The following is a 20,114-nucleotide window of genomic DNA, read 5'->3' as shown; positions in this document are numbered from 1 at the left end:
AAGTGGGCTGAAAACGACAATAATGGTCGGCCAGATTAACCAGCCGCCCAATCCTGTTGGCTTCGTTACAGTTGCTTCTGTTTGGACATTCATTCATGTCTAATTACGATTTTTGCGAAGGAAGTTGGCAAGAGTTAATCCCAAAGATACGATAGAAGAAGCATTGTTTGGTCAAGGCTGTATACAGGAGCGGAATGCCCATCATCGAAAGGTATTGATAGCCACCTTCCAGAAAGAAGAACAAGGACAGAAAGGCTAATCCAGCAACGATACGAAACATTTGATCAAAACGACCGACGTTTTTCATTCTTATCCCTCCGGTTATGGTGTTTGTGATTGATGAGACTTATTGTACCGGAGTACTTTTTGGTTGCATGTAACAAAGTCACATAACGCTAAGATTTTTCCATGCCATAACAAACGTCAAGCAGAAGGGAAGAAAAGAGCATGAACCAAATTCGTTACCATCGCAGAAAATACACACAGGGTCATACACCAATCGAAAGGCTGGAGCGACTGTCCATGGAGTTAGGCGGACCGAGCATTTCTATCAAGCGAGACGACATGCTTGGTTTGACAGCAGGGGGAAACAAGACGCGAAAGCTGGAGTATTTGGTGGCGGAGGCAATCGAACAAGGGGCAGACACGTTGATTACATGTGGAGCTGTCCAATCCAATCACTGCCGATTGACTCTGGCGGCAGCAGTTCGCGAAGGTCTGCACTGCCAGCTCGTGCTGTCCGCGCCTGAGACAGGGGACTACCAACCGCAAGCGAGTGGCAATCATCTGTTGTTCCACTTGCTCGGAGCAGAAAAAATCGAGGTCATTCCCGCAGCGGCAGATTTGCTTGCGGCCATGGAAGAGCTCGCTGAAAGTCTGCGAAAACAAGGCAGAAAACCATATCTGATCCCGGTAGGAGGCTCCAACGAAGTCGGGTCTTTGGGGTACATGGCGTGTGCAGAAGAAATCGAGCAGCAGGTTTGGGAAACGACGACTCCGTACGATTATGTCGTCACGGCAACGGGAAGTGGCGGTACGCAAGCCGGTCTACTTGCCGGTTTTATGGCACGCCAGTCCAACACAAAAGTAATCGGGATCAATGTCAGCCGAGATCGGGCTGCACAAGAAGCCAAGGTGATGGGGTTGCTGCGCAGTACAGCTGCACTGATCGGTTTGCAAGGGGACATACGAGCAGAAGCTGTGCTTTGCGACGACAGATTTGTCGGGCCAGGCTATGCGATTCCGACGGATGGCATGATCGAAGCCGTTCGGCTGGTCGCTCGGACAGAGGGAATTTTGCTAGATCCTGTTTATACCGGAAAGGCGATGGCGGGGTTGATTGGCTTGATTCGCGAAGGGCATTTTACCAAGAGTGATCACGTATTGTTCCTGCATACGGGTGGTTCCCCAGCGCTGTATACCGTTCCGCAGCTGTTTTTGTCATCCAAATAGCGTAGCAGGCAGCGGTAGTCTAGGATGTACTTTCACGTCCATAGCTACCGCTGTCTTATTATAGGAAAGCTGAAAGACTTAGTGCTTCACAGTGCCTTGGTCTGCCACAACATCGGGGGTGTCTACCTGCTGCATCAGCATACGCATGGAAAAGACGATTCCTAGTGTGGCCGTTATTAAAAGACCTGCCAATACAAGGTAACCGACTGATGCGCCGGTTGAATCTAGCATGAGAGTAAATAGAGCGAGTAATAACAGCCTCATGCATGTACCAATCGACCGAAAGAAGCTCAGGACCCTGCCCATAAAACGATTAGGTAGCAGTTCCATATAGATGGTCTGACGGATCAGTCTGGTTGATACATTGCACCAGCCCATAAACGCAGAGAGCAACACAAAAACCGAGCTCATTGGGATCACAACGATCATTACAAGAGCAATCGCCATCAAGATGAAATTCCCTACCATATAAGGAAAAGCACCGATTTTTCCACGAAACCAGGTAAGAAGAAACCCCGCCACGACTGCGCCTATGGAATAGGTAACCTCTCCCATGGAATAGATCGCGACATCTGCCCCCAAAACTTGGCTAACAAAGATAGGGTTAAGCAGGTTCGTCAGTATAACGGCGAGGAAGGGTATCAGCGCAGCAATTCCGAATACGATAAATCCTCGTTTTTCTTTGATATAGACCCAGCTTTGTTGAAATTGTGACACCCAGGATGTTTGGAGGGATTTTTCTACTTGTTTTTCTTGTGTAAACACATAATCGATTCCGGTTAAGGAGAGAAAAGCGATCAGATAGGTCAAAGTGTTAAGGATCAGCACTATATGTAATCCGTATTTCCCCAATAGCAAACCTGCGAAAGCTCCTGCGAGGACCAGAGCGGTCTGGTTTTGGATTTCCACAGCAGAATTGATCACATTGTAGTGCTTTTGCTCAAAGGTTTCCTGTATGAAGGCTGACTGTGTAGGTTCGTGAACCTGAAACATGAACATCGACGCCAAAAAAACGAGTACCATCATCCACGCTTGATAAGTCCCCCAAAAACCCCAAGCTGTTACAAGAGCGAGAACCGAGAAGCCTCCTAGCTGTTCCAGCTGTAGAATGGCCTTGCGGGAAAAGCAGTCAATCAATGTACCAAAATAAGGTCCGATGAGCAGTGTCATTATCGAGGAGAGAAGCATGGTGGAACCAAGTAGGCTGGCTGAGCCTGTGGACTCTACCAAATACCAAGATATGCCGATCATGGTCATCCCCTGGCCAAAGCCTGAAAACAAATTGGAAAGAAACAGCTTGCGAAAATTGCGATTGCGAAAAATCTCGTTCACTCTCGTCACTCCCTTTTCCATAATAGGCCAGATGAGCAGCCCTATTACAAACATAAAGGAGCCTGATTATTCACGAGGGTCACCCTTCATCAATAATCAGGCTCCGGGAAGTTCCGAGAGCTTTTTATGAAATCTTATACCATAAATCGTATCACTTTTTTCTTACGTCAGCAATACGGAGAACCACGTTACGAGATTTTCTGTTCGAAGTGTTTTGAATTCCTGGAGCTTTTGTGCGAACGACCTTTCGGAAGCCTCGTGTAAGTGAGAGAAACGGTCAAAAGGAGGAAAGGGTTTGCTTTCCCCATCCTGAAGAATCATTTCGAGACGTGGGAGCCAATTCGTTTTTTCAGCCTGGATCAAGTGCTCGATTACTTCGGTGGCATTCCAGGTTGTATCTCCTTCGTTGTTTTGCAACCATCCATCCGATAAGCCCACTAAAAAATAGTCCAGTGTTTGCGGTGTACGCTCCAGAACCTCAATCGCTTGTTTCAGATTAAAATTCATCGTACGACTCCTTTCGGTATGGAAACCCGTAGTATTCTCCCAACATTTCTCTTTCGTTTCGCGTAGTCCTGCCCATTTTGTTTGGCGAAGGGTGGATTTGTTTGCGTGAATACGTATAGAATGGTCGTAAGCAAGGCTTTGTATAAATAGAAACGCAGAGGTTGATAGATGGATGTTTAAAATCGGCGTGGTTGGTCCCAAGCAATCGGTAGAAAGGATTCTGGCGATTGCCAAGGAATTCGAGGAAGGAATGAATTTTGTTCCGTATGCGTATACAGAGACAAAAGAAACAGAAAAAATCGTCTTGGAAAATGACCAGTACGTGGATCGTTGGCTTTTTTCTGGACCACTTCCGTATTTGATTGCCAAAAATGTCCTGGACGATGAAAAGCGGATGGAGCATATTTTTCCGACGGAATCCAGCATTTATAAAGGCTTTTTGGAAATGGTGTACACACGGGGAGAGCTTTTGGATCGGGTCAGTGTCGATATGCTTTCATCAACTAAGTTCATGGAAGATTCGCTGTACAACAGCAGCATATCCGTGAGCCAACTTTACATGAAGATATTTGAGGTTACGATTGATCCGCAAGAGCTGCTGGCATTTCATCTCGATCTATGGAACAAGAAAAAGATTGATGCTGCAATGACCTGCTATCCGACTGTCTATCAATCGTTAGTAGATGCAGGTATCCCGGCCTATTGGATTTCTCCCAGTAATATGGACATTCATCAAACAGTCCGCGTGTTTGTCGAGAAAGTGCGCACATCCTACTTCAAGGATACACAAATCGGAATTGAAATGATCGAGGTCGAGCAATTCGATAGAATCAAGGAAAGCGCGAAGACCCCTTATCATTTACAATATTTAGAGCTGCGTATAAAAGAAGCCTTAATCAAGCTGTGCGAGCAAGTGGATGGATCGCTTTTGGAGCAAGGCCATGGTAGATACGTCATCTTCAGTACGCGCGGAACCATTCACCGGGAGATTCCTACCTTGCAAAACACCGTTGAGTTTTTGGCGAAGGAAGCAGATACGACGGTCGCTGTCGGAATCGGTTTTGGAGAGACGGCTTTTGCAGCAGAGATGAATGCCCATCGAGCCCTGCGCCAATCAAAGGAAAAAGCTACACGAGATATCGTCATGATTCAGGATGACGGAACGATCGTAGAGTGGGTCGGTCAGGAAGAGGAGCTTATCTACTCGTATCGTGCCGACGATGATGAGATTTTGGAAAAGCTGAAAAAAGGGAACATCAGTGTCAAAAGCTATAAAAAGCTCGATGCCTTGCTGCAAAAAATGGGTTGGACCGATTTCACGACAAAGGATCTGGCCAAGTATTTGCAAATGAGCGAGCGAAATGCACAGCGAATTGTCGCGGATTTGTGTGCGGTGGAGCTGGCGGAAAGCTCCGGGGAGGAATCGCAATCAACGCGAGGAAGACCCACCAAAAGGTACCGACTTTTGTAAGCACCCTGTTACGGGTGCTTTTTTCATTGCTGAGAAATCAAACTGTTAAAAAAAACCGTTGCCAATAGTCTCAACATTTCGTAGAGTATATATAACGACATGTCGCAATATATGCGGTAAATAAGAGGGCTGGACCATATTTGCGCGGATCGTCAGTCATCGAACGAGATGAATGCGCTTTCGCCAAAATGAAAGACTAGCTTAGTAATGCATCTAGAAGGAGGTATCCACACGTATGGTATCAGCACGCACGAGAAACTGGATTTTAGCGCTACTCTTTTTGGGCTGGGCATTAGGGAACCTGGATCGATACGTCATGAACTATGCCATTTTGTCGATCACAGAAGACTTGCAGCTAAGTGCTTCATCCACGGGATTATTGCTCAGTAGTTTTTTTGCTGGCTATGCACTCATGCAAATGCCTGGGGGCTGGCTGGCAGACCGGTTTGGTTCCAGAAAAGTACTCATCGCATCCGTTGTCATGTGGTCTATTTTTACAGGATTGACCGGAGCTGCTTGGTCTTTGGCTTCGATGGTCCTTATCCGCTTTTTGTTCGGGATTGGTGAAGGTGGCTTCCAACCAGCCAGCTCGAAGATTATCGCCACGATTTTTCCTGTAAAGGAACGCTCGCGAGCAATGTCTGTGATGCTCTCCTCTAGTGCCATTGTTGGGCTTTTCTCCCCGATTTTATCCGTTTGGATGATTCAAACTATAGGCTGGCGATCCATGTTCGTCGTCATTGGTGCAGTTGGTGCCGTGATTGCTTTCCTGTACTGGCGCCATATTAAACTTCCGCAAGATGAGTCTACGACAAATACAATGAATGGCTCCGAGCAACCAAAAAGCTCCGTGTCCTTGTTATTAAAAACGCCTTTGCTATGGAGTCTGTTAATCGCTTACTTTAGCATTTATGCAGTAAACTGGGGTCTCGTAACCTGGATGCCGACTTACTTGAGCAAGGTACGCGGACTGGATATGATTTCACTCGGCTGGCTGCAAACGATTCCAGGCTTCGCTACGTTGGTCGGTATTTATGTGAGTGGCTATGTACTGGACAAGCTACCAAAAGGTCGCGAAAAAATTATTGGCAGTCTCTCCTGTGTGGTAGTCGCAGTGCTCTTGTACTTCATGTTTACCGCTTCGAGCGTGACGATGTTTATTACGTACCAAGCAATTGTGTCGCTGTTCCTTTCCTTTGTGATCATTCTGTTGCCTTCTGTTGTCCTGAAAAATCTCCCGGCTGCCGTAGCGGGAACAGGGATGGGCATCGTGAATACAGGTGGACAGCTAGCTGGCTTTATCACGCCAATGGCGATTGGTTTTATCGTAGAAGCGTTTAACGGTTCATTTGATGCAGCGTTCTGGATGCTGATCGGTTTCGCGGTCATCTGCATTGGCGCACTCTTATCGTTGAACTATGAAAAAGGCGAGCTGTTGCAGCAAAACGCCGACAGTGCATCCGCCTGAACACCTAGAGAAAGGAGCGTATGAAATGAACAGAACCGAGATCATTTCTTCGTTAATTGAACAAAAAAGAGAAGCGTTTATTCGCGTTAGCGATAAGATTTGGGAAACGCCAGAAATTTACTTCGAGGAGCATCGTTCTGCCGAGTACTTGTGTCAAGCGCTGGCAGCAGAGGGCTTTGAAGTAGAGAAAGGAATCGCTGGACTGGGGACTGGCTTTGTTGCCAGCTTCGGAAGCGGCAAGCCCGTCGTAGCCATCCTGGGAGAGTATGATGCGCTGGCAGGTTTGAGCCAGAAAAAAGGCGCGATCAACCATGATCCGATTGTGACGGACGGTCATGGGCATGGATGTGGACATAATCTCTTAGGTGCCGGCGCGCTAGCAGCAGCGGTTGCCGTTAAAGATTACATGGAGAAAACAGGCTTATCAGGAACGGTCCGTTATTTCGGGTGTCCAGCTGAAGAAGCTGGCTCTGGAAAAGCGTATTTGGCTAGGGCAGGCATGTTTGCTGACGTAGATTTTGCGCTCTCCTGGCATCCTGCTACAGCACCTAGCATCATGAACATCAGCTCGCTTGCGAATTACTCCGTTCGTTTTCAGTTCCACGGAAAAAGCGCACATGCAGCAGCCGCTCCGCATTTGGGACGAAGTGCGTTGGATGCGGTTGAACTGATGAATGTCGGCGTCAACTACATGAGAGAGCATATGATTCCGGAAGCACGGGTTCACTACGCGATTACGAATACAGGTGGAATTTCGCCAAACGTCGTCCAACCGTTTGCGGAGGTCGTGTACTTGATTCGCGCTCCGAAAAAGCAGCAAGTGAAGGAACTGTATAAAAGAGTTTACGACATCGCAAGGGGAGCCGCCTTGATGACGGGAACCACCATGGAAGTGGTGTTTGAGGGTACTGCTTCTGATCTGGTGCCGAATACGGTATTAGCGAAGCTCATGCACAAAAATCTGGTTGAAGTCGGCGTTCCTACGTACGATGAAGCAGATCAGCAATATGCCAAACAAATTCAGGCAACGTTAACAGCTGAGGATATGAGAGCTTCGTTGTTCGGGTTGGATCGTGAAACAGCGAAGCAACTGAAGGACAAAGCGATTGCGGATGTGATCGGGCCACTTTCTACGCACGAGTTTACGCTTGCTGGGTCTACGGATGTAGGAGATGTCAGCTGGCAGGTTCCGACGATGCAATGCATGACGACATGCTGGACATTGGGAACGCCTTTCCATACGTGGCAGGTCGTCTCGCAAGGGGCTATGCCAATTGCACACAAAGGGATGCTGCAAGCAGGAAAGGTCATGGCTGCTACAGCGATCGAGGCGATGGAAAACCCGGCACTGATCGAACAGGCAAAAGCCGAATTGCAGGAACGTTTGGAAGGGGAAGAATACTTCTCGCTCATTCCGGACGATGTTCAACCACCTCAAAAAGCGTAAATCGAAGGTGAAAAGGAAGTTGGTTAGACAAGTGGCGCAGCAAACAAGAACGATCGAAACAGACTGCTTGGAACAATGGATTGAGCAATATCGCGGGGAGTCCAGCAAGGGCAAATGCGCTGCATATATCCCTGCTTTGAAAGAGGCTGACCCAACACAGCTTGGGATATGTGTGATGGGACCAGATGGACAAATCAGCGGGGCTGGAAACTACGATGCTCCTTTCACCCTGCAAAGCATCTCCAAAGTCATCAGCTTTCTAGCAGCATGTGCTTACCACGGGATTGCGCATGTATTGGAGCAGGTGGATGTAGAGCCTACTGGAGACGCATTTGATTCGATGGTTCGGCTGGAAATGCACAAGCCAGGAAGGCCTTTTAATCCCATGATCAATGCAGGAGCCATTACGGTGTCTTCCTTGTTGCAGGGGAACGGAGTCCAGGAAAAATTTCGTTCCTTTCAAGACATGGTTGAACGTATGACAGGACGCAAGCATCAGATCAACGAGGAAGTCTATCACTCCGAGTGGCAAACGGCCAACCGCAATCGCTCCCTCGCCTACTATCTCGCAGCTACTGGCTTTTTGGCCTGTCCGGTAGAGGATGCTTTGGACGTGTACATCCGACAATGCTCACTAGAGGTAACGGCAGAGGACATCGCGAAAATCGGCTTGATCCTGGCGCATGATGGCTATGATCCGATACGCAAGGAACAGCTTTTCGGCAAAGAGTTGGCTCGTGTGACCAAAGCACTGATGGTTACATGTGGCATGTACAACGCTTCCGGCAATTTTGCTGCTTTTGTGGGTGTGCCAGCGAAAAGCGGCGTGTCAGGAGGCATTATGGCTGCCGTTCCTCCGCGTGGGCGTTCTGGGGAGCTGCCTTTTAGTGGCGGCTGTGGAATCGGTGTGTATGGTCCTGCTATTGACCAGTATGGAAACAGCGTAGCAGGGGTAGCACTGCTCAAGCATATGGCAAGTGCGTGGGATTTGACGATCTATTAAAAAGAAAAGGCTAGAGATCACAGATCATGTCTGGATCTCTAGCCTTTTCTGCTGGCTTTCATTGGCAAAAAATAGAACCTGTGACATACTGGAGCTATCACGGTCATCGGAGGAAATCAACATGGTAGATGTGGTTGCATGTGGCGAGTTATTGATTGATTTTACTCCTGTACAGCAGAAGGAAAAGCCGGGTAGCGTTGCATTTGAACAAAACCCTGGAGGAGCACCTGCCAATGTACTTGCCGCTTTGTCGCGCTTTGGGAAGCGGACTTCCTTTATCGGTGCGGTGGGAAACGATGTGTTTGGGCGTTTTTTACAACAGACCTTGATCCGACAGAATATTGGCACAGAAGGACTCTTACTCACGGAGGAAGCGCCTACGACGTTGGCATTTGTCCATCTCGATGAGACAGGCGATCGTTCTTTTCACTTTTACCGCGACCCGGGTGCAGACATGATGCTGCGGGAGCAAGACGTGAACGAGGCGCTGATTGCACAGACAGCCATTTTTCATTTTGGTACGTTGTCCTTGACGCATGAGCCAGCCAGATCAGCAACCTGGAAAGCCGTCGAATACGCGAAAAAGTATCAGCGGCTCCTTTCATTTGACCCGAATATTCGAGCGTCCTTATGGGGGGATCTGGAGGAAGCGAAGGCTATGTCCCTTAAAGGCATGGCGCAGGCTGATATCGTCAAGCTTTCCGAGGAAGAGTTGGCTTTTCTCATGGGGAGCGAGGACGTCGTGGAAGCGACAGCGTGGATGCTTGCGCAATATGATCTGCAAGCCGTTTTTGTCACGCTGGGGGAAAAGGGATGTTTTTACCGCACACGAAATCAATTCGGTACAGTCAGTGGATTTCAAGTAACCGCGATCGATACGACTGGAGCGGGAGACGCGTTTGTGGGCGCGCTGCTCTATCAGCTTCTTGAGGCGGGGGAAAGGATGCTGGAGATCCCACAAGCCACATTAGAGGATATGGTGCGCTTTGCTAATGCTGCAGGTGCGCTCACGACAACAAGATCAGGTGCCATTCCTGCTATGCCAACGCTGTCTGAAGTCAAAAGCTTCATGGAAGCAGCACGGTAGGGGGGAAGAGTCATGATATTTGTGGAAGTCATCCTGCCTGTCCTGCTCATTTTTCTTAGCGGCTACATTTTGCAGCGCATTTTCAAGATGGATTTGAAGCCGATCTCTTCCCTGGCGATTTACATCTTGTCGACGGCGCTCGTCTTTCGTACGTTTTACAAAACACAGCTCGACTTGCAATTATTTTATATCGTCGTAATTTCACTGCTTTTGCTGGCTGCTCTCGTTGTGATCACCCAGTTGACGGCACGGTTGTTCAAATACGACAAGCAACAGGAAAGCGCACTGATGCTCGCGACCGCCTTCATGAACAGTGGCAACTACGGGACGCCGATTATTTTGTTCGCCTTCGGAGAGGCCGGCTTTACGTATGCGGTGCAAATCACGGTGTTTCACTCGATCATGATGGGCGTATTCGGCGTGTATTTTGCCTCCCGAGGAGGGAATGGGATGGGGACGGCCGTCAAGGCGATCTTCAAACAGCCGTCCAATTACGCTGTGGTTCTCGCGATTTTGCTGCAACAGCTGCAAATCGTCATCCCGCAAAGCTACTACCAGGCGATTGATCTCGTTGCACAGGCGGCGATTCCCGTTGTGATGCTCATCTTGGGCATGCAGCTCGCCAATGTATCTACCAAAGCGCTAGAGTGGCAGGGACTAAGTGCTGCGAGTGTCATTCGGCTGGTGGCGTCACCACTTTTGGCGTATCTCATCTGTCTGTTATTTCCGATTGATCCGCTTCTGCAAAAGGTGCTGGTTGTTCTGGCAGCCATGCCTTCTGCCGCAACGACTGCGATCTATGCGATCCAATTCAACATGCGTCCACAATTCGTCTCCAGCAGCGTGTTGGTTACGACGGTGATCAGTATAGGTACATTAACGTTTTTGCTGAACATTTTGCACTAAATAGGAGGAATAAACTTGCGCAAACAAGAGTTACTACGACTGTACGATCAAGAAATGAGAGTGGATATGACCTATCCGCATGTTCGACGAGAAGAGACTGAGCATATTGTACGCCACGTCTCTCTCTCTGATGAGCCAGGAACTGTCTTGTTTTCCCGTCTGTCTGAGGCGAATGCAGAGGAACTCATCGCACGCGAAATCGAGTATTTCTCAAGCCTTCAACAGTCTTTTGAATGGAAGCTGTTTGATTATGACCAGCCTGTAAATCTGCTCGAACGGTTGCAGGCGCATGGTTTATCAGCAGGAGAGGAAGAAGCGCTGTTAGTCATGGATGTGGCGCAAGCAGAGGACATGCGAAGTCGTAGCATTCCTCCTGAGATTCGCCAAATCACCAATTCGGCAGGGATCGATGACATCATGCAACTGGAAGAGCAAGTATGGGGCAGTGCGAATCCGGAGTTGGCCGCGAGATTGAAAAAGGATCTTGCAGAAGATCCTGAGAACCTTCTCGTGTACGCTGTGTACAGTGGCGATCAGGCAGTGAGTGCAGCTTGGATGTACTTACATGAGGGGACGTCCTTTGGAAGTTTGTGGGGAGGATCTACTTTGCCTGACTTCCGAAATAAAGGCTATTATACGGCTCTGGTGGCAGTACGGGTACAAGTAGCACACGAGCGTGGGTATCCGCTTTTAATGGTCGATGCAAGTCCAATGAGTCGACCGATCTTGGAGAAAAAAGGGTTTGAATTTCTCGCTTATTCTTATCCATGTTTTTATGAGTATAAATAGTATCGTGGAAAAGGAAGCTGCCCATTGTTGTGAGGGGCAGCTTTTGTAGTTGCAGATAGTCGCTTGTGTAACTATTATGAGAATAAGAATCATTTGCAAGATTATCCTACATATGGTTAGGCAGGGAGAAGGTCATGGAGCAAGCATCTGTACATTCCATATACGATAGCTATATCAATGCATTGCCCTCTACAAAAAGTGATCGCATTGTGTCTGAAGCGAATCGGTATACACTGACGAATAATGATGGCTACTTTCGGAGAGTGATTCCTCGACCGGGATTGGAGCTGGTCGAATCGAGCTATTCCCTTCAGGAAAACCGCGTCATGGATTTACAGTCGCAGGCAGCCATGGTTGAGCTCAGCTTTTGCCTGGAGGGGAGCGGGGAGTTCGTCGTTTCGGGAAGTCAGCACGAGTTTTTGCCTGGGAGCTGTTCCCTTCAAATGATGAACGACTTTCATGCGCATTTTATGTACCGGGCGGATGTTCCTCATCGATCTGTCGGGATCGGTATTTCCGTGGAGCAATTTAATGATTGGGTGGCGGAGAGCGATGTGGGAGCAGCGTATTCATTTCAAGGGCTGCTTGGCAATCAAGCCTATCGTCTGTTTCGGATGCCGTTGCAACCGAATATGGCCCGGATGCTCCAGCAGTTGAACGATTTTTCATCCTCCCATCTGAAGTTGCGGAGATTGCATACGGAAGGCAAGATTCTTGAGATTGTATCGTCGGCGCTGGATACGTTTTTGTTCGAGCGGGAAGAGAATCGACCGAGGGCACAGTTATCTCGGAGTGATCGGGAAAAGATTCACAACGCCCGTGACATTCTACTCGAAAACATGGAGTCTCCGCCTTCTCTGATTGAGCTGGCGCGTATGGCACAGCTCAATGAATACAAGCTAAAGATCGGCTTCAAAGAAGAGTTCGGGACGAGTGTATTTGCCTATTTGCGGGAAAGGCGTTTGGAAAAAGCGCTTGGATTGCTGCGGGAGGGGAATCTGAATGTCAGTGAGGTTGCACTCATCGTGGGATTCTCCAACTTCAGTCATTTCTCCGAGGCGTTTCGCAAGCAGTACGGACTCAATCCTTCCGAAGTGAAGCGGGGGAGATTTAGCTAGTTTTACAATTCGCCAAACCGTGAAATTCGTCATCCTCACTCCGTTTCCTCTCATCTAGAATTCATCGATCACGTATAGTAGAATGATACAAAAAAGGGAACAGAAGGTGTAAGCGATGTGCCGAAACATCAAAACCTTATTCAACTTCGACCCACCCGCAACAGAAGATGAGATTGAAGCAGCAGCCCTGCAATTCGTGCGAAAGCTCTCGGGCTTCAACACGCCTTCGAAGGCAAATGAAGAGGCTTTTCATCGCGCGGTCCAAGAGGTCTCCGATGTTGCGAAAAATCTCTTGGATTCGTTGGTGACGAATGCAGAGCCACGCAATCGAGAAGTCGAAATCGAGCGTGCTCGCGCGAGAAACGCCAAACGGTTTGGCACGACTGAGTAGTGAGACGATAAAGACAAGCGATTTAATTAACGGGCAGGGCTTCAGGGTAACTGCCTATTTTTGTTTCCTATATCTGAAATTTCAGCATCTTATCATCTTCTTATGAGATGATTTATCATTTCGCTACTATGTCTCTCTCCGGCAAATTATATTATCGTAGAGTGCAAAGGGGAGAGGATCATCATGGAGAAAGTGAACGTCGCACAACATCTATCACGCTTGCAAGATTCCTGGGGCTCTCTGGTTGTCGGAGAGATGAATGATACGTCTATTAAGCTAGAGAAGCTGCAAGGTGAGTATCCTTGGCAACAAAATGACCAGAAAGATGAACTGCTGTTTGTCGTCAAAGGCAGACTGCTGCTGATGTACCACGAGCGTAATATATGGGTGGAAGCCGGAGAGTTTATCGTTGTGCCAAAGGGAGTTTCCTACAAGCTGTTTATCCCGAATGGCGATTGTCATCTACTGGTGATTGAACCGAAAAAATTCGCTGCTCTCAAGCGCTGCTCCTAAGACAATCAACATAGAAAATTGAGCGCTATTCATTCGCGGATAGCGATGATATAGAGCTGTCAATTGACCGGTCACTTTCGTTGGCTGGACAATTGGCGGCTTTTTTGCTATTAATATATGTTCAAAAAGACAGCTCTTTGAACTTCAGCTCATAGAAAAAAGTGTTGACTTATGCGTAATTTACTATGTAATAAATACAGATAGCTCCAACTCTTTTCGAGGTGATGAATGTTGGACGACGGCATATATGTATTGATTAAAAAAGGAGACCCCGAGCAGCTTCAGAAGCGTCAGTTTCTACATAAGGAAGAGTGTACGATTGGGAGACGGGGCAATCAATTACAACCAGACATAGCTTTTTCCAGTCCGTATATCTCCAGAAGGCATGCAGTGATACGGAAAATCAATAACCAATATACGATTTCTGATTTGCAAAGCAAGCATGGGACAGAAGTGAACGGAATGCCGATCCAGCAAGCACCGCATTTTCTTTATCACGGTGATCATATTACGCTGGCCAAAGGCGTGGTAGAGATGATATTTTTCGCAGAGGGTAGCGAGATGGATGTGACACGGGAGTTCTCATTCCCTTTGACGATTCCAAAAGAAAGGACCTCCACTTCCGGCTTGGTCATCAATCTGGAACGCAGAGAAATTCGTCTCGATGGTGCGAGAATCCATTTGACCGGAAAAGATATGGACTTGCTCATGCTTCTGTACCAACGTGCGAATCAGGCGGTCAGCTATGATGAAATCATGGTACTCGTCTGGCCGGAGCGGTTGCTGAATGCGGAGAGCAGCGTCCCGGATGTTGGACGAGCCGAGATCAACGCTCTCGTTTATCGCTTGCGTAAGCGGCTGGGCAGATATGGCGAGAACGTCACTACGATCCCGCGCTTCGGTTACATGTGGGAAGAATAGTAGGCAGTACGACAGACACAGGATGAATTTCCTGTGTTTTTTTGCATTTGATGTAACCGTCTGACACTTATCATCGTCCTATGAGGATAGTATCATCTTGTCATCATCTTTTTCCCATATATTATGGTATCCGACTGTAATATCGTGTGGTAAGGAAGGTGAATGACTAGTGAAAAAGACATGGATAGTATTTTGGACGGTTTTTGTCGTTGTTCTATCAGGGTTTTTCTATCTTTTCTGGGACTTTTGGAAGGACACCACGCAGTCGGATGGCGAGAGGGCGAAGGCAGCATTCACCACGTATTCGACAAAGTGGGGAGAACAGAAATTCTCTGACATGTACGAGCAGCTTTCTTTACATACAAAGAAGACCATCAGCAAAGAAGAATTCGTTTCGCGTTACCAAAACATTTACGGTGGAATCGAGGCCAAAGCGATTGCGGTTGAGCCGATGTACAATGGCGATGTCACGCCAGGTGAGGATGGGCAGATCAACTTTCATTACCGGCTGACGATGGAAACGTTCATTGAACCGATTTCCTTTACGGGAAAAGCAACACTTGTCAAAGAAACGCAGAACGACTTGGAGGACTGGTACATTCATTGGAATCCTTCTTTTATTTTTCCAGAAATGAAAGAAGGGGACAAAGTAAGAGCCAATACGGTGTATCCCAGACGAGGTGAAATTACGGATCGGGCCGGGCGTCCATTGGCAACAGAGCGTGTTGTGATAGATATCGGGATAGATCCGGGAGAATGGAGCCAGGCTTCCCAGAACGGGAAAATGGAGGTCAGCAAGCTCTTGCACATTCCGTTGGATGCCCTCACCTCGAAGGTCCAAGCTACGACAAGCAAGTCGACCAAGTTTATCCGGATTGCCACGCTGCCGCAGGACGATGCACGGATCAAGCAATTAGAAAAAACAGAAGGGCTCAAATTGCAAAAAAAGAAAGTCCGCTACTATCCTTATCATGACGCGACTGCCCATCTGGTTGGCTATGTAGGAGCGATCAGTCAGGAAGAGTACGAGAAGCGAAAGGATCAGGGCTATAAAACGTCTGATGTGATTGGCAAATCAGGATTGGAACAGATTTTTGAGGAGAAGCTAAGAGGGAGTGCAGGTGGGCGCATCGTCATTACGGATGCAGATGGAACGGAAAAAAAGACCGTGGCGGAACGCTTCGCCAAGCATGGACAGCCACTGGCACTAACCATCGATGCTGAAGTACAGCAGACGATTTACCAGGAGCTGAAAAACGAAGCAGGCACGGCTGCGGCGATTTCACCAAAGACCGGGGAAGTACTGGCACTCGTCAATTCGCCGTCCTTTGATCCGAATGCGTTTGTGCTTGGGATGTCGGCAACGGAGTGGAAGCAAATGAATGAAAACCCGCAAAAGCCGCTTCTCAATCGATTCGCGCGAGGGTTTGCGCCGGGCTCCACCTTCAAGCCGATTACGGCAGCGATTGGACTTGCGTCAAAAGCAATTACCCCTGCGGACAGTATCCACGTCCGTGGACTGCATTGGCAAAAGGATGCGTCCTGGGGTGGTTACGAGGTAACACGGGTCAGTGATTACGGGGGACCTGTCAATCTGGAAAAAGCATTGGTGTACTCCGACAATATTTATTTTGCAAAAGCGGCGCTCTCCATGGGGGAGGAGCAATTCGTGAAAAAGAGCGAGTTGTTTGGATTCCATGAAGCTCTCCCGATTCCATATCCATTGGACAAATCGAAGCTGTATAACGATGGTTTCAAAAACGAGATTCAATTGGCAGACTCCGGTTACGGTCAGGGCGAGGTAACGATGACACCGCTTCACCTCGCCTTGGTGTACAGCGCTTTTGCAAATGACGGAAATATCATTTATCCATCACTGTTGAAGGAAGACAAAAAAGGTGGGTATTGGAAGACGGATGTCATACCTGCTGATGTGACTGGCACAGTGAAGCAGCATTTGATACAAGTTATGGAAGACCCGCGAGGCACAGGAAGAGGAGCACGCGTGCCTGGCATTCGCATGGCGGGCAAGACTGGAACAGCTGAGCTGAAACAGAAAAAGGGCGAGATCGGGTTGGAAAACGGATGGTACGCCGTTTTTAATGTAGACGATCCGCGTTTGCTGGTTACCATGATGATCGAAGATGTCCGTGGTCGGGGTGGCAGTCATGTACTCGATGCACGTATCAAACGGATTTTCACAAAGGTACTGAAAGAATAGGGAGAGTAAGTATGAAGGAAGCAAAAAATGACCGTTTAAAACGACTGCAAATCGTCTATATCCTCGTATTTCTGATGTTTGTAGGAATCATTGTGAGATTAGCCCAAATCCAAATCCAGCAAGGGAGCAATTATGCAAATGAGCTGGCAGACAGATCGTATAAAAAAGATTACATTCCCGCTATGCGAGGAAACATTTATGACCGCAACGGGAATGTCATTGCCGAAAGTCGGCCTTCCCATCTCGCTGTCTTTCGTGAACAAGAGGTCATGGGGAAGAAAGCGTACTTTGACCTGGTGGAAAAGCTGGAGAAAATACTGAGCGTCGACAAGGCCACGCTGTTAAAAAAGATGGATGTCGGCTATGCCTACGAGAAAGGCAACTATGTGGAAGCGGCACGACAATTGCCGCGCTATTTGGAAAAAGATCTGAAGGTGGATTTGACGGAAAAAGAAATCGCGGTGCTGGGTGAGCACCGCGGCGATTTGCCGGGGATTGAAGTGGTGACAAAACCGATCAGGAAATACGATCCCAAGCAAATCGCCGTACAGGCGGTCGGGTATGTTCGGCCCTTTCATATTGCTGAAAATGTGAAGCTCGCCTCCTACAAGGATGAGAGCACGCGGTATTTGCCGAACCAGTTAGTTGGGTTCGATGGGATTGAGCTATCTTACGAAAAAGAGCTTCGCGGGAGCAATGGTTACCGGATGTATGAGGTCGCAGCAAATCAGACAGTTGTCAAGCAAGTGGAGGAAGTTCCGTCCGTCCCAGGCAATCATGTGTATCTCACCATTGATCAGCGGGTCCAGCTAGATATCCGGGATTCGATCCGAGAGTTTCTTCCGAAGATGCGTGCATCCATCCCTGAGGCGAGGGCAGCAAAGGGAGCGTACGTCGTGGCAGTCGAGGTCAAGACAGGCAAGGTCGTCGCGATGGTCAGTTATCCAGAATACGATTCAAACGTATGGATTGAGGGGCCGGATCAAAAAACGTATGACGAGATCAAGTTGGTGGTGACGAATGGGACGATTCGGGAAGCGCCATACGATACGCGGCCATTAACGGGCGAGGCGGCCATTCAGGAGGGGTACAAGCATCCGGGTTCCATTGTGCCATCAGGGTCTGTCCTCAAGCCTATTACGGTATTGCTTGGTTTGCAGGAAGGAATCATCTCTCCCTCCGATCGTTGGAATGATGGAGGGGTGTATCACTATGGACGTGGAACAGACCGGATTAAGAACGACAGTTCCAAAGCGCATGGCATGATTACCCCTGCAATTTCCCTGCAAAAGTCATCGAATACGTACATGGCGAGAATCGGGGAGGAATTGTCCCGCCGAAAAGGAAAAGAGTCAGCGGCCGTGCTGCAATCGTACTATCACGCATTCGGGTTAGGCGTTCAGACTGGCGTGGATTTGCCGAATGAAAACAAGGGCAAAGAAGACTATTTGGTGATGGATGAAAACTATGGACCATTAGCAGCGATGGTGCAAGCTTCCTTCGGGCAGCAAGTTCGGGCAACGACGATGCAATTGGCACAGTTTGCGGCGACATTAGCGAATAAAGGCGTTCGTTTGCAGCCGCAGATGGTAGATAAGGTCACAGACGCAGAAGGAAAACTGGTGAAAACCTACACGCCAAAAACCATGAGTACCTTTCCTCATCCAGATAAATATTGGGACATTCTAGAGCAAGGCATGGTGTTAGTGACGAAGCCAGGGGGAACGGCAGTCCGTGCGTATGAAGGAATGCCGTTTCAGGTAGCTGCAAAGACAGGAACATCTGAGCAAGATATTTATGTACCGGTGACGGTGACAGATGAGAAAACCGGACAGAAAAAGACAAGATGGAAAATGCACCGCCGCATTACGAATGGTGTGAGCATTTCGTATGCCCCAGTCGACGATCCTGTCCTGGCAGTAGCCGTAATCGTTCCTGAGGGTGGTTATGGGGGAAGATCGGCTGCGATCATTTCACGTTCCGTGTACGATGTGTATAACAAGCATATCGGGTTGAAATAACAAGATAGATAGAGAGAGATAAAAAGAGGCTGTTCGAAGTGGTTCTGTTAGGGGCTAGTTTGGACAGCTTCGTTACGTTGTTAGACAGATTAGGGGGATGGTCATGGTCGGGATGGAGATAAACGATTTATTAAGATTCGTTTTGATTACTTTTATCATAAGCTTACTAGTTACTTCCGTTGCGTTATTGCTTCAAAAGAAACGAGGTAATCTTGTCAATGGATTCACACTTAGCATGATTTCAGCAATTTCCGTAATCGTTTCTGGAACGAATCTTATGATTATGGGTTACATCGCTGATGAATTTAATCTAAGCGGAGATGCTAGGTCCACCTATATGTTTTTCATCATTTTAGGGTTGAACATACTTAATTCCCTTCTTTTCTTAAAAAAAGAATGAGGATTCGCAGGTTCATAAAAAAACGGAAAAACTCGCATCGTTCAGCGATACGAAGTCTTTCCGTTTTTTATATGTCAGGCTAAGCCAGCGAGGCTACGGCTTTTTATTTCTTATCTGCTTTTTGCAAAAAGCTGCGGATGACTTGCACGTATTCGTCTGTTTCTTCCAGATAGCCAACATGCGAGCTATTTTCAAAGACATGGAGCTCGGCGTTTGGCACCAGAGATTGATAGTAACCTGTCGCTTCAGGCGTCGCTTCATCATAACGCCCACAAACGAACAGGGAAGGGATGTTAATTTGATGCAGCTTGGGCGTGTAGTCGAACGTTTTCAGATTCCCTGTCGGGCAGAACTCAGATGGTCCCCACATCGTCATGTACACTTCTTTGTTCGCTTTTGGACGGCTTTCTGTCATGACTGTTGGCATTGGATCAAGGCGGCACACATGGCGCTTGTAGTATTCTTTCATAGCATCCTGGTATTCTTGTGAATCAGTTGTGCCCTGCTCTTCGTGTGTGGTAATGGTTTGTTGCACATCCACTGGCAATTGCTCGATTAAACGATCTGCGTCCTGTTTCCAACGCTCTGCGCTCAGGCATGGGCTGGAGAAGATGATGCTCTGTACCCCTTCCGGCTTGGCATCCACCAAATAAGCTGCTGCGAGCATGGTGCCCCACGAATGCCCCAGGATGTGAACCTCTTTTAAGCCAAGGGCTTGTCTGATGCAAGCTAGCTCTTCCACAAAGCGTTCGGTTTTCCAAAGACTCAGATCAGTAGGGCGATCAGAATTTCCTGACCCGAGCTGATCGTAGAAAATGACGGGTCTGTCGTTGCCTAAGACATGAAGCGTTGATTTGAGCGGATCATGCGTATTGCCAGGTCCTCCGTGAAGGACGATCAGAGGGGGTTTCTCCCCTTCGCCGACACGACTGTACCATACTCTTCCGCCAGGAACTTCAATATAGCCTTCTTGCATACTCATCGATAATGCCTCCACTTCAGGTTCATGCTGATCTCTTCTTCTTTCAATATAGCATATGGAATTGTTTTTACACTTTTTTTAGAAT

At 48.1% G+C, this 20,114-nt stretch carries 18 protein-coding genes and 1 pseudogene; 15 read left to right on the top strand and 4 right to left on the bottom strand.

Annotated features, from left to right (window positions below):
* Positions 1-103: 103 nt before the first annotated feature.
* Positions 104-307, bottom strand: coding sequence for a YgaP family membrane protein (locus ACQ5DJ_RS10050; protein WP_429842340.1), 204 nt, complete (start codon positions 305-307; stop codon positions 104-106).
* 140 nt (positions 308-447) lie between these two features.
* Here ACQ5DJ_RS10050 and ACQ5DJ_RS10045 point away from each other — a divergent pair, with 140 nt between their 5' ends.
* A complete protein-coding gene (locus ACQ5DJ_RS10045) occupies positions 448-1,452 on the top strand; it encodes a D-cysteine desulfhydrase (protein ID WP_429842339.1) in 1,005 nt (334 codons plus the stop codon).
* Positions 1,453-1,530: 78 nt separating this feature from the next.
* Here ACQ5DJ_RS10045 and ACQ5DJ_RS10040 read toward each other — a convergent pair whose 3' ends face one another.
* Positions 1,531-2,784 carry an MFS transporter gene (locus ACQ5DJ_RS10040; protein ID WP_429842338.1) on the bottom strand — a complete coding sequence of 418 codons (1,254 nt, stop codon included), beginning with the start codon at positions 2,782-2,784 and terminating at the stop codon, positions 1,531-1,533.
* Positions 2,785-2,976: 192 nt separating this feature from the next.
* Positions 2,977-3,291: pseudogene (locus ACQ5DJ_RS10035) on the bottom strand (DinB family protein); the annotation flags it as partial.
* Positions 3,292-3,463: 172 nt separating this feature from the next.
* Here ACQ5DJ_RS10035 and ACQ5DJ_RS10030 point away from each other — a divergent pair.
* From ACQ5DJ_RS10030 to ACQ5DJ_RS09965, 14 genes are all read left to right on the top strand, one after another.
* Entirely contained in the window at positions 3,464-4,762 is a 1,299-nt protein-coding gene (locus ACQ5DJ_RS10030) for a hypothetical protein (protein ID WP_429842336.1), read from the top strand.
* 235 nt (positions 4,763-4,997) lie between these two features.
* The gene (locus ACQ5DJ_RS10025) at positions 4,998-6,230 is read left to right on the top strand and encodes an MFS transporter (protein WP_429842335.1); all 1,233 of its coding nucleotides are present in this window, start codon (positions 4,998-5,000) and stop codon (positions 6,228-6,230) included.
* A 25-nt stretch (positions 6,231-6,255) separates the two neighbouring features.
* Positions 6,256-7,677, top strand: a complete 1,422-nt coding sequence (locus ACQ5DJ_RS10020; RefSeq protein WP_429842334.1) for a M20 family metallopeptidase — start codon at positions 6,256-6,258, stop codon at positions 7,675-7,677.
* A 19-nt stretch (positions 7,678-7,696) separates the two neighbouring features.
* Positions 7,697-8,680 carry a glutaminase gene (locus ACQ5DJ_RS10015; RefSeq protein ID WP_429842333.1) on the top strand — a complete coding sequence of 328 codons (984 nt, stop codon included), beginning with the start codon at positions 7,697-7,699 and terminating at the stop codon, positions 8,678-8,680.
* Positions 8,681-8,801: 121 nt separating this feature from the next.
* Positions 8,802-9,767: a carbohydrate kinase family protein gene (locus tag ACQ5DJ_RS10010; RefSeq protein WP_429842332.1), complete on the top strand. Its 966-nt coding sequence runs from the start codon at positions 8,802-8,804 to the stop codon at positions 9,765-9,767.
* A 12-nt stretch (positions 9,768-9,779) separates the two neighbouring features.
* Positions 9,780-10,673, top strand: coding sequence for an AEC family transporter (locus tag ACQ5DJ_RS10005; protein WP_429842331.1), 894 nt, complete (start codon positions 9,780-9,782; stop codon positions 10,671-10,673).
* A gap of 15 nt (positions 10,674-10,688) precedes the next feature.
* Positions 10,689-11,462 carry a GNAT family N-acetyltransferase gene (locus ACQ5DJ_RS10000; protein WP_429842330.1) on the top strand — a complete coding sequence of 258 codons (774 nt, stop codon included), beginning with the start codon at positions 10,689-10,691 and terminating at the stop codon, positions 11,460-11,462.
* A 134-nt stretch (positions 11,463-11,596) separates the two neighbouring features.
* Positions 11,597-12,580 carry a helix-turn-helix transcriptional regulator gene (locus ACQ5DJ_RS09995; RefSeq protein WP_429842329.1) on the top strand — a complete coding sequence of 328 codons (984 nt, stop codon included), beginning with the start codon at positions 11,597-11,599 and terminating at the stop codon, positions 12,578-12,580.
* A 115-nt stretch (positions 12,581-12,695) separates the two neighbouring features.
* Positions 12,696-12,971 carry a DUF2277 domain-containing protein gene (locus ACQ5DJ_RS09990; protein WP_173620594.1) on the top strand — a complete coding sequence of 92 codons (276 nt, stop codon included), beginning with the start codon at positions 12,696-12,698 and terminating at the stop codon, positions 12,969-12,971.
* A gap of 183 nt (positions 12,972-13,154) precedes the next feature.
* A complete protein-coding gene (locus tag ACQ5DJ_RS09985) occupies positions 13,155-13,484 on the top strand; it encodes a cupin domain-containing protein (protein ID WP_429842327.1) in 330 nt (109 codons plus the stop codon).
* Between the two features lie 228 nt (positions 13,485-13,712).
* Entirely contained in the window at positions 13,713-14,405 is a 693-nt protein-coding gene (locus ACQ5DJ_RS09980; RefSeq protein WP_429842326.1) for an FHA domain-containing protein, read from the top strand.
* Between the two features lie 169 nt (positions 14,406-14,574).
* Positions 14,575-16,626, top strand: coding sequence for a penicillin-binding transpeptidase domain-containing protein (locus ACQ5DJ_RS09975; protein ID WP_429842325.1), 2,052 nt, complete (start codon positions 14,575-14,577; stop codon positions 16,624-16,626).
* Positions 16,627-16,637: 11 nt separating this feature from the next.
* Positions 16,638-18,647: a peptidoglycan D,D-transpeptidase FtsI family protein gene (locus ACQ5DJ_RS09970; protein ID WP_429842323.1), complete on the top strand. Its 2,010-nt coding sequence runs from the start codon at positions 16,638-16,640 to the stop codon at positions 18,645-18,647.
* Positions 18,648-18,750: 103 nt separating this feature from the next.
* A complete protein-coding gene (locus tag ACQ5DJ_RS09965; protein ID WP_429842322.1) occupies positions 18,751-19,047 on the top strand; it encodes a hypothetical protein in 297 nt (98 codons plus the stop codon).
* Between the two features lie 103 nt (positions 19,048-19,150).
* Here ACQ5DJ_RS09965 and ACQ5DJ_RS09960 read toward each other — a convergent pair whose 3' ends face one another.
* Positions 19,151-20,029: a proline iminopeptidase-family hydrolase gene (locus ACQ5DJ_RS09960; protein WP_429842321.1), complete on the bottom strand. Its 879-nt coding sequence runs from the start codon at positions 20,027-20,029 to the stop codon at positions 19,151-19,153.
* Positions 20,030-20,114 lie beyond the last annotated feature (85 nt).

Origin of the sequence: Brevibacillus sp. FIR094 (assembly GCF_050477165.1) — a bacterium.
Lineage (GTDB): Bacteria > Bacillota > Bacilli > Brevibacillales > Brevibacillaceae > Brevibacillus.
This window is presented reverse-complemented; position numbering and strand designations above follow the sequence as displayed.

What these genes read in the sequence shown, in the direction of transcription:
- ACQ5DJ_RS10050 (WP_429842340.1), bottom strand. Translation starts at nt 307, where the DNA reads ATGAAAAACGTCGGTCGTTTTGATCAAATGTTTCGTATCGTTGCTGGA.
- ACQ5DJ_RS10045 (WP_429842339.1), top strand. Translation starts at nt 448, where the DNA reads ATGAACCAAATTCGTTACCATCGCAGAAAATACACACAGGGTCATACA.
- ACQ5DJ_RS10030 (WP_429842336.1), top strand. Translation starts at nt 3,464, where the DNA reads ATGTTTAAAATCGGCGTGGTTGGTCCCAAGCAATCGGTAGAAAGGATT.
- ACQ5DJ_RS10025 (WP_429842335.1), top strand. Translation starts at nt 4,998, where the DNA reads ATGGTATCAGCACGCACGAGAAACTGGATTTTAGCGCTACTCTTTTTG.
- ACQ5DJ_RS10020 (WP_429842334.1), top strand. Translation starts at nt 6,256, where the DNA reads ATGAACAGAACCGAGATCATTTCTTCGTTAATTGAACAAAAAAGAGAA.
- ACQ5DJ_RS10010 (WP_429842332.1), top strand. Translation starts at nt 8,802, where the DNA reads ATGGTAGATGTGGTTGCATGTGGCGAGTTATTGATTGATTTTACTCCT.
- ACQ5DJ_RS10005 (WP_429842331.1), top strand. Translation starts at nt 9,780, where the DNA reads ATGATATTTGTGGAAGTCATCCTGCCTGTCCTGCTCATTTTTCTTAGC.
- ACQ5DJ_RS09995 (WP_429842329.1), top strand. Translation starts at nt 11,597, where the DNA reads ATGGAGCAAGCATCTGTACATTCCATATACGATAGCTATATCAATGCA.
- ACQ5DJ_RS09990 (WP_173620594.1), top strand. Translation starts at nt 12,696, where the DNA reads ATGTGCCGAAACATCAAAACCTTATTCAACTTCGACCCACCCGCAACA.
- ACQ5DJ_RS09985 (WP_429842327.1), top strand. Translation starts at nt 13,155, where the DNA reads ATGGAGAAAGTGAACGTCGCACAACATCTATCACGCTTGCAAGATTCC.
- ACQ5DJ_RS09980 (WP_429842326.1), top strand. Translation starts at nt 13,713, where the DNA reads ATGTTGGACGACGGCATATATGTATTGATTAAAAAAGGAGACCCCGAG.
- ACQ5DJ_RS09970 (WP_429842323.1), top strand. Translation starts at nt 16,638, where the DNA reads ATGAAGGAAGCAAAAAATGACCGTTTAAAACGACTGCAAATCGTCTAT.
- ACQ5DJ_RS09965 (WP_429842322.1), top strand. Translation starts at nt 18,751, where the DNA reads ATGGTCGGGATGGAGATAAACGATTTATTAAGATTCGTTTTGATTACT.
- ACQ5DJ_RS09960 (WP_429842321.1), bottom strand. Translation starts at nt 20,029, where the DNA reads ATGAGTATGCAAGAAGGCTATATTGAAGTTCCTGGCGGAAGAGTATGG.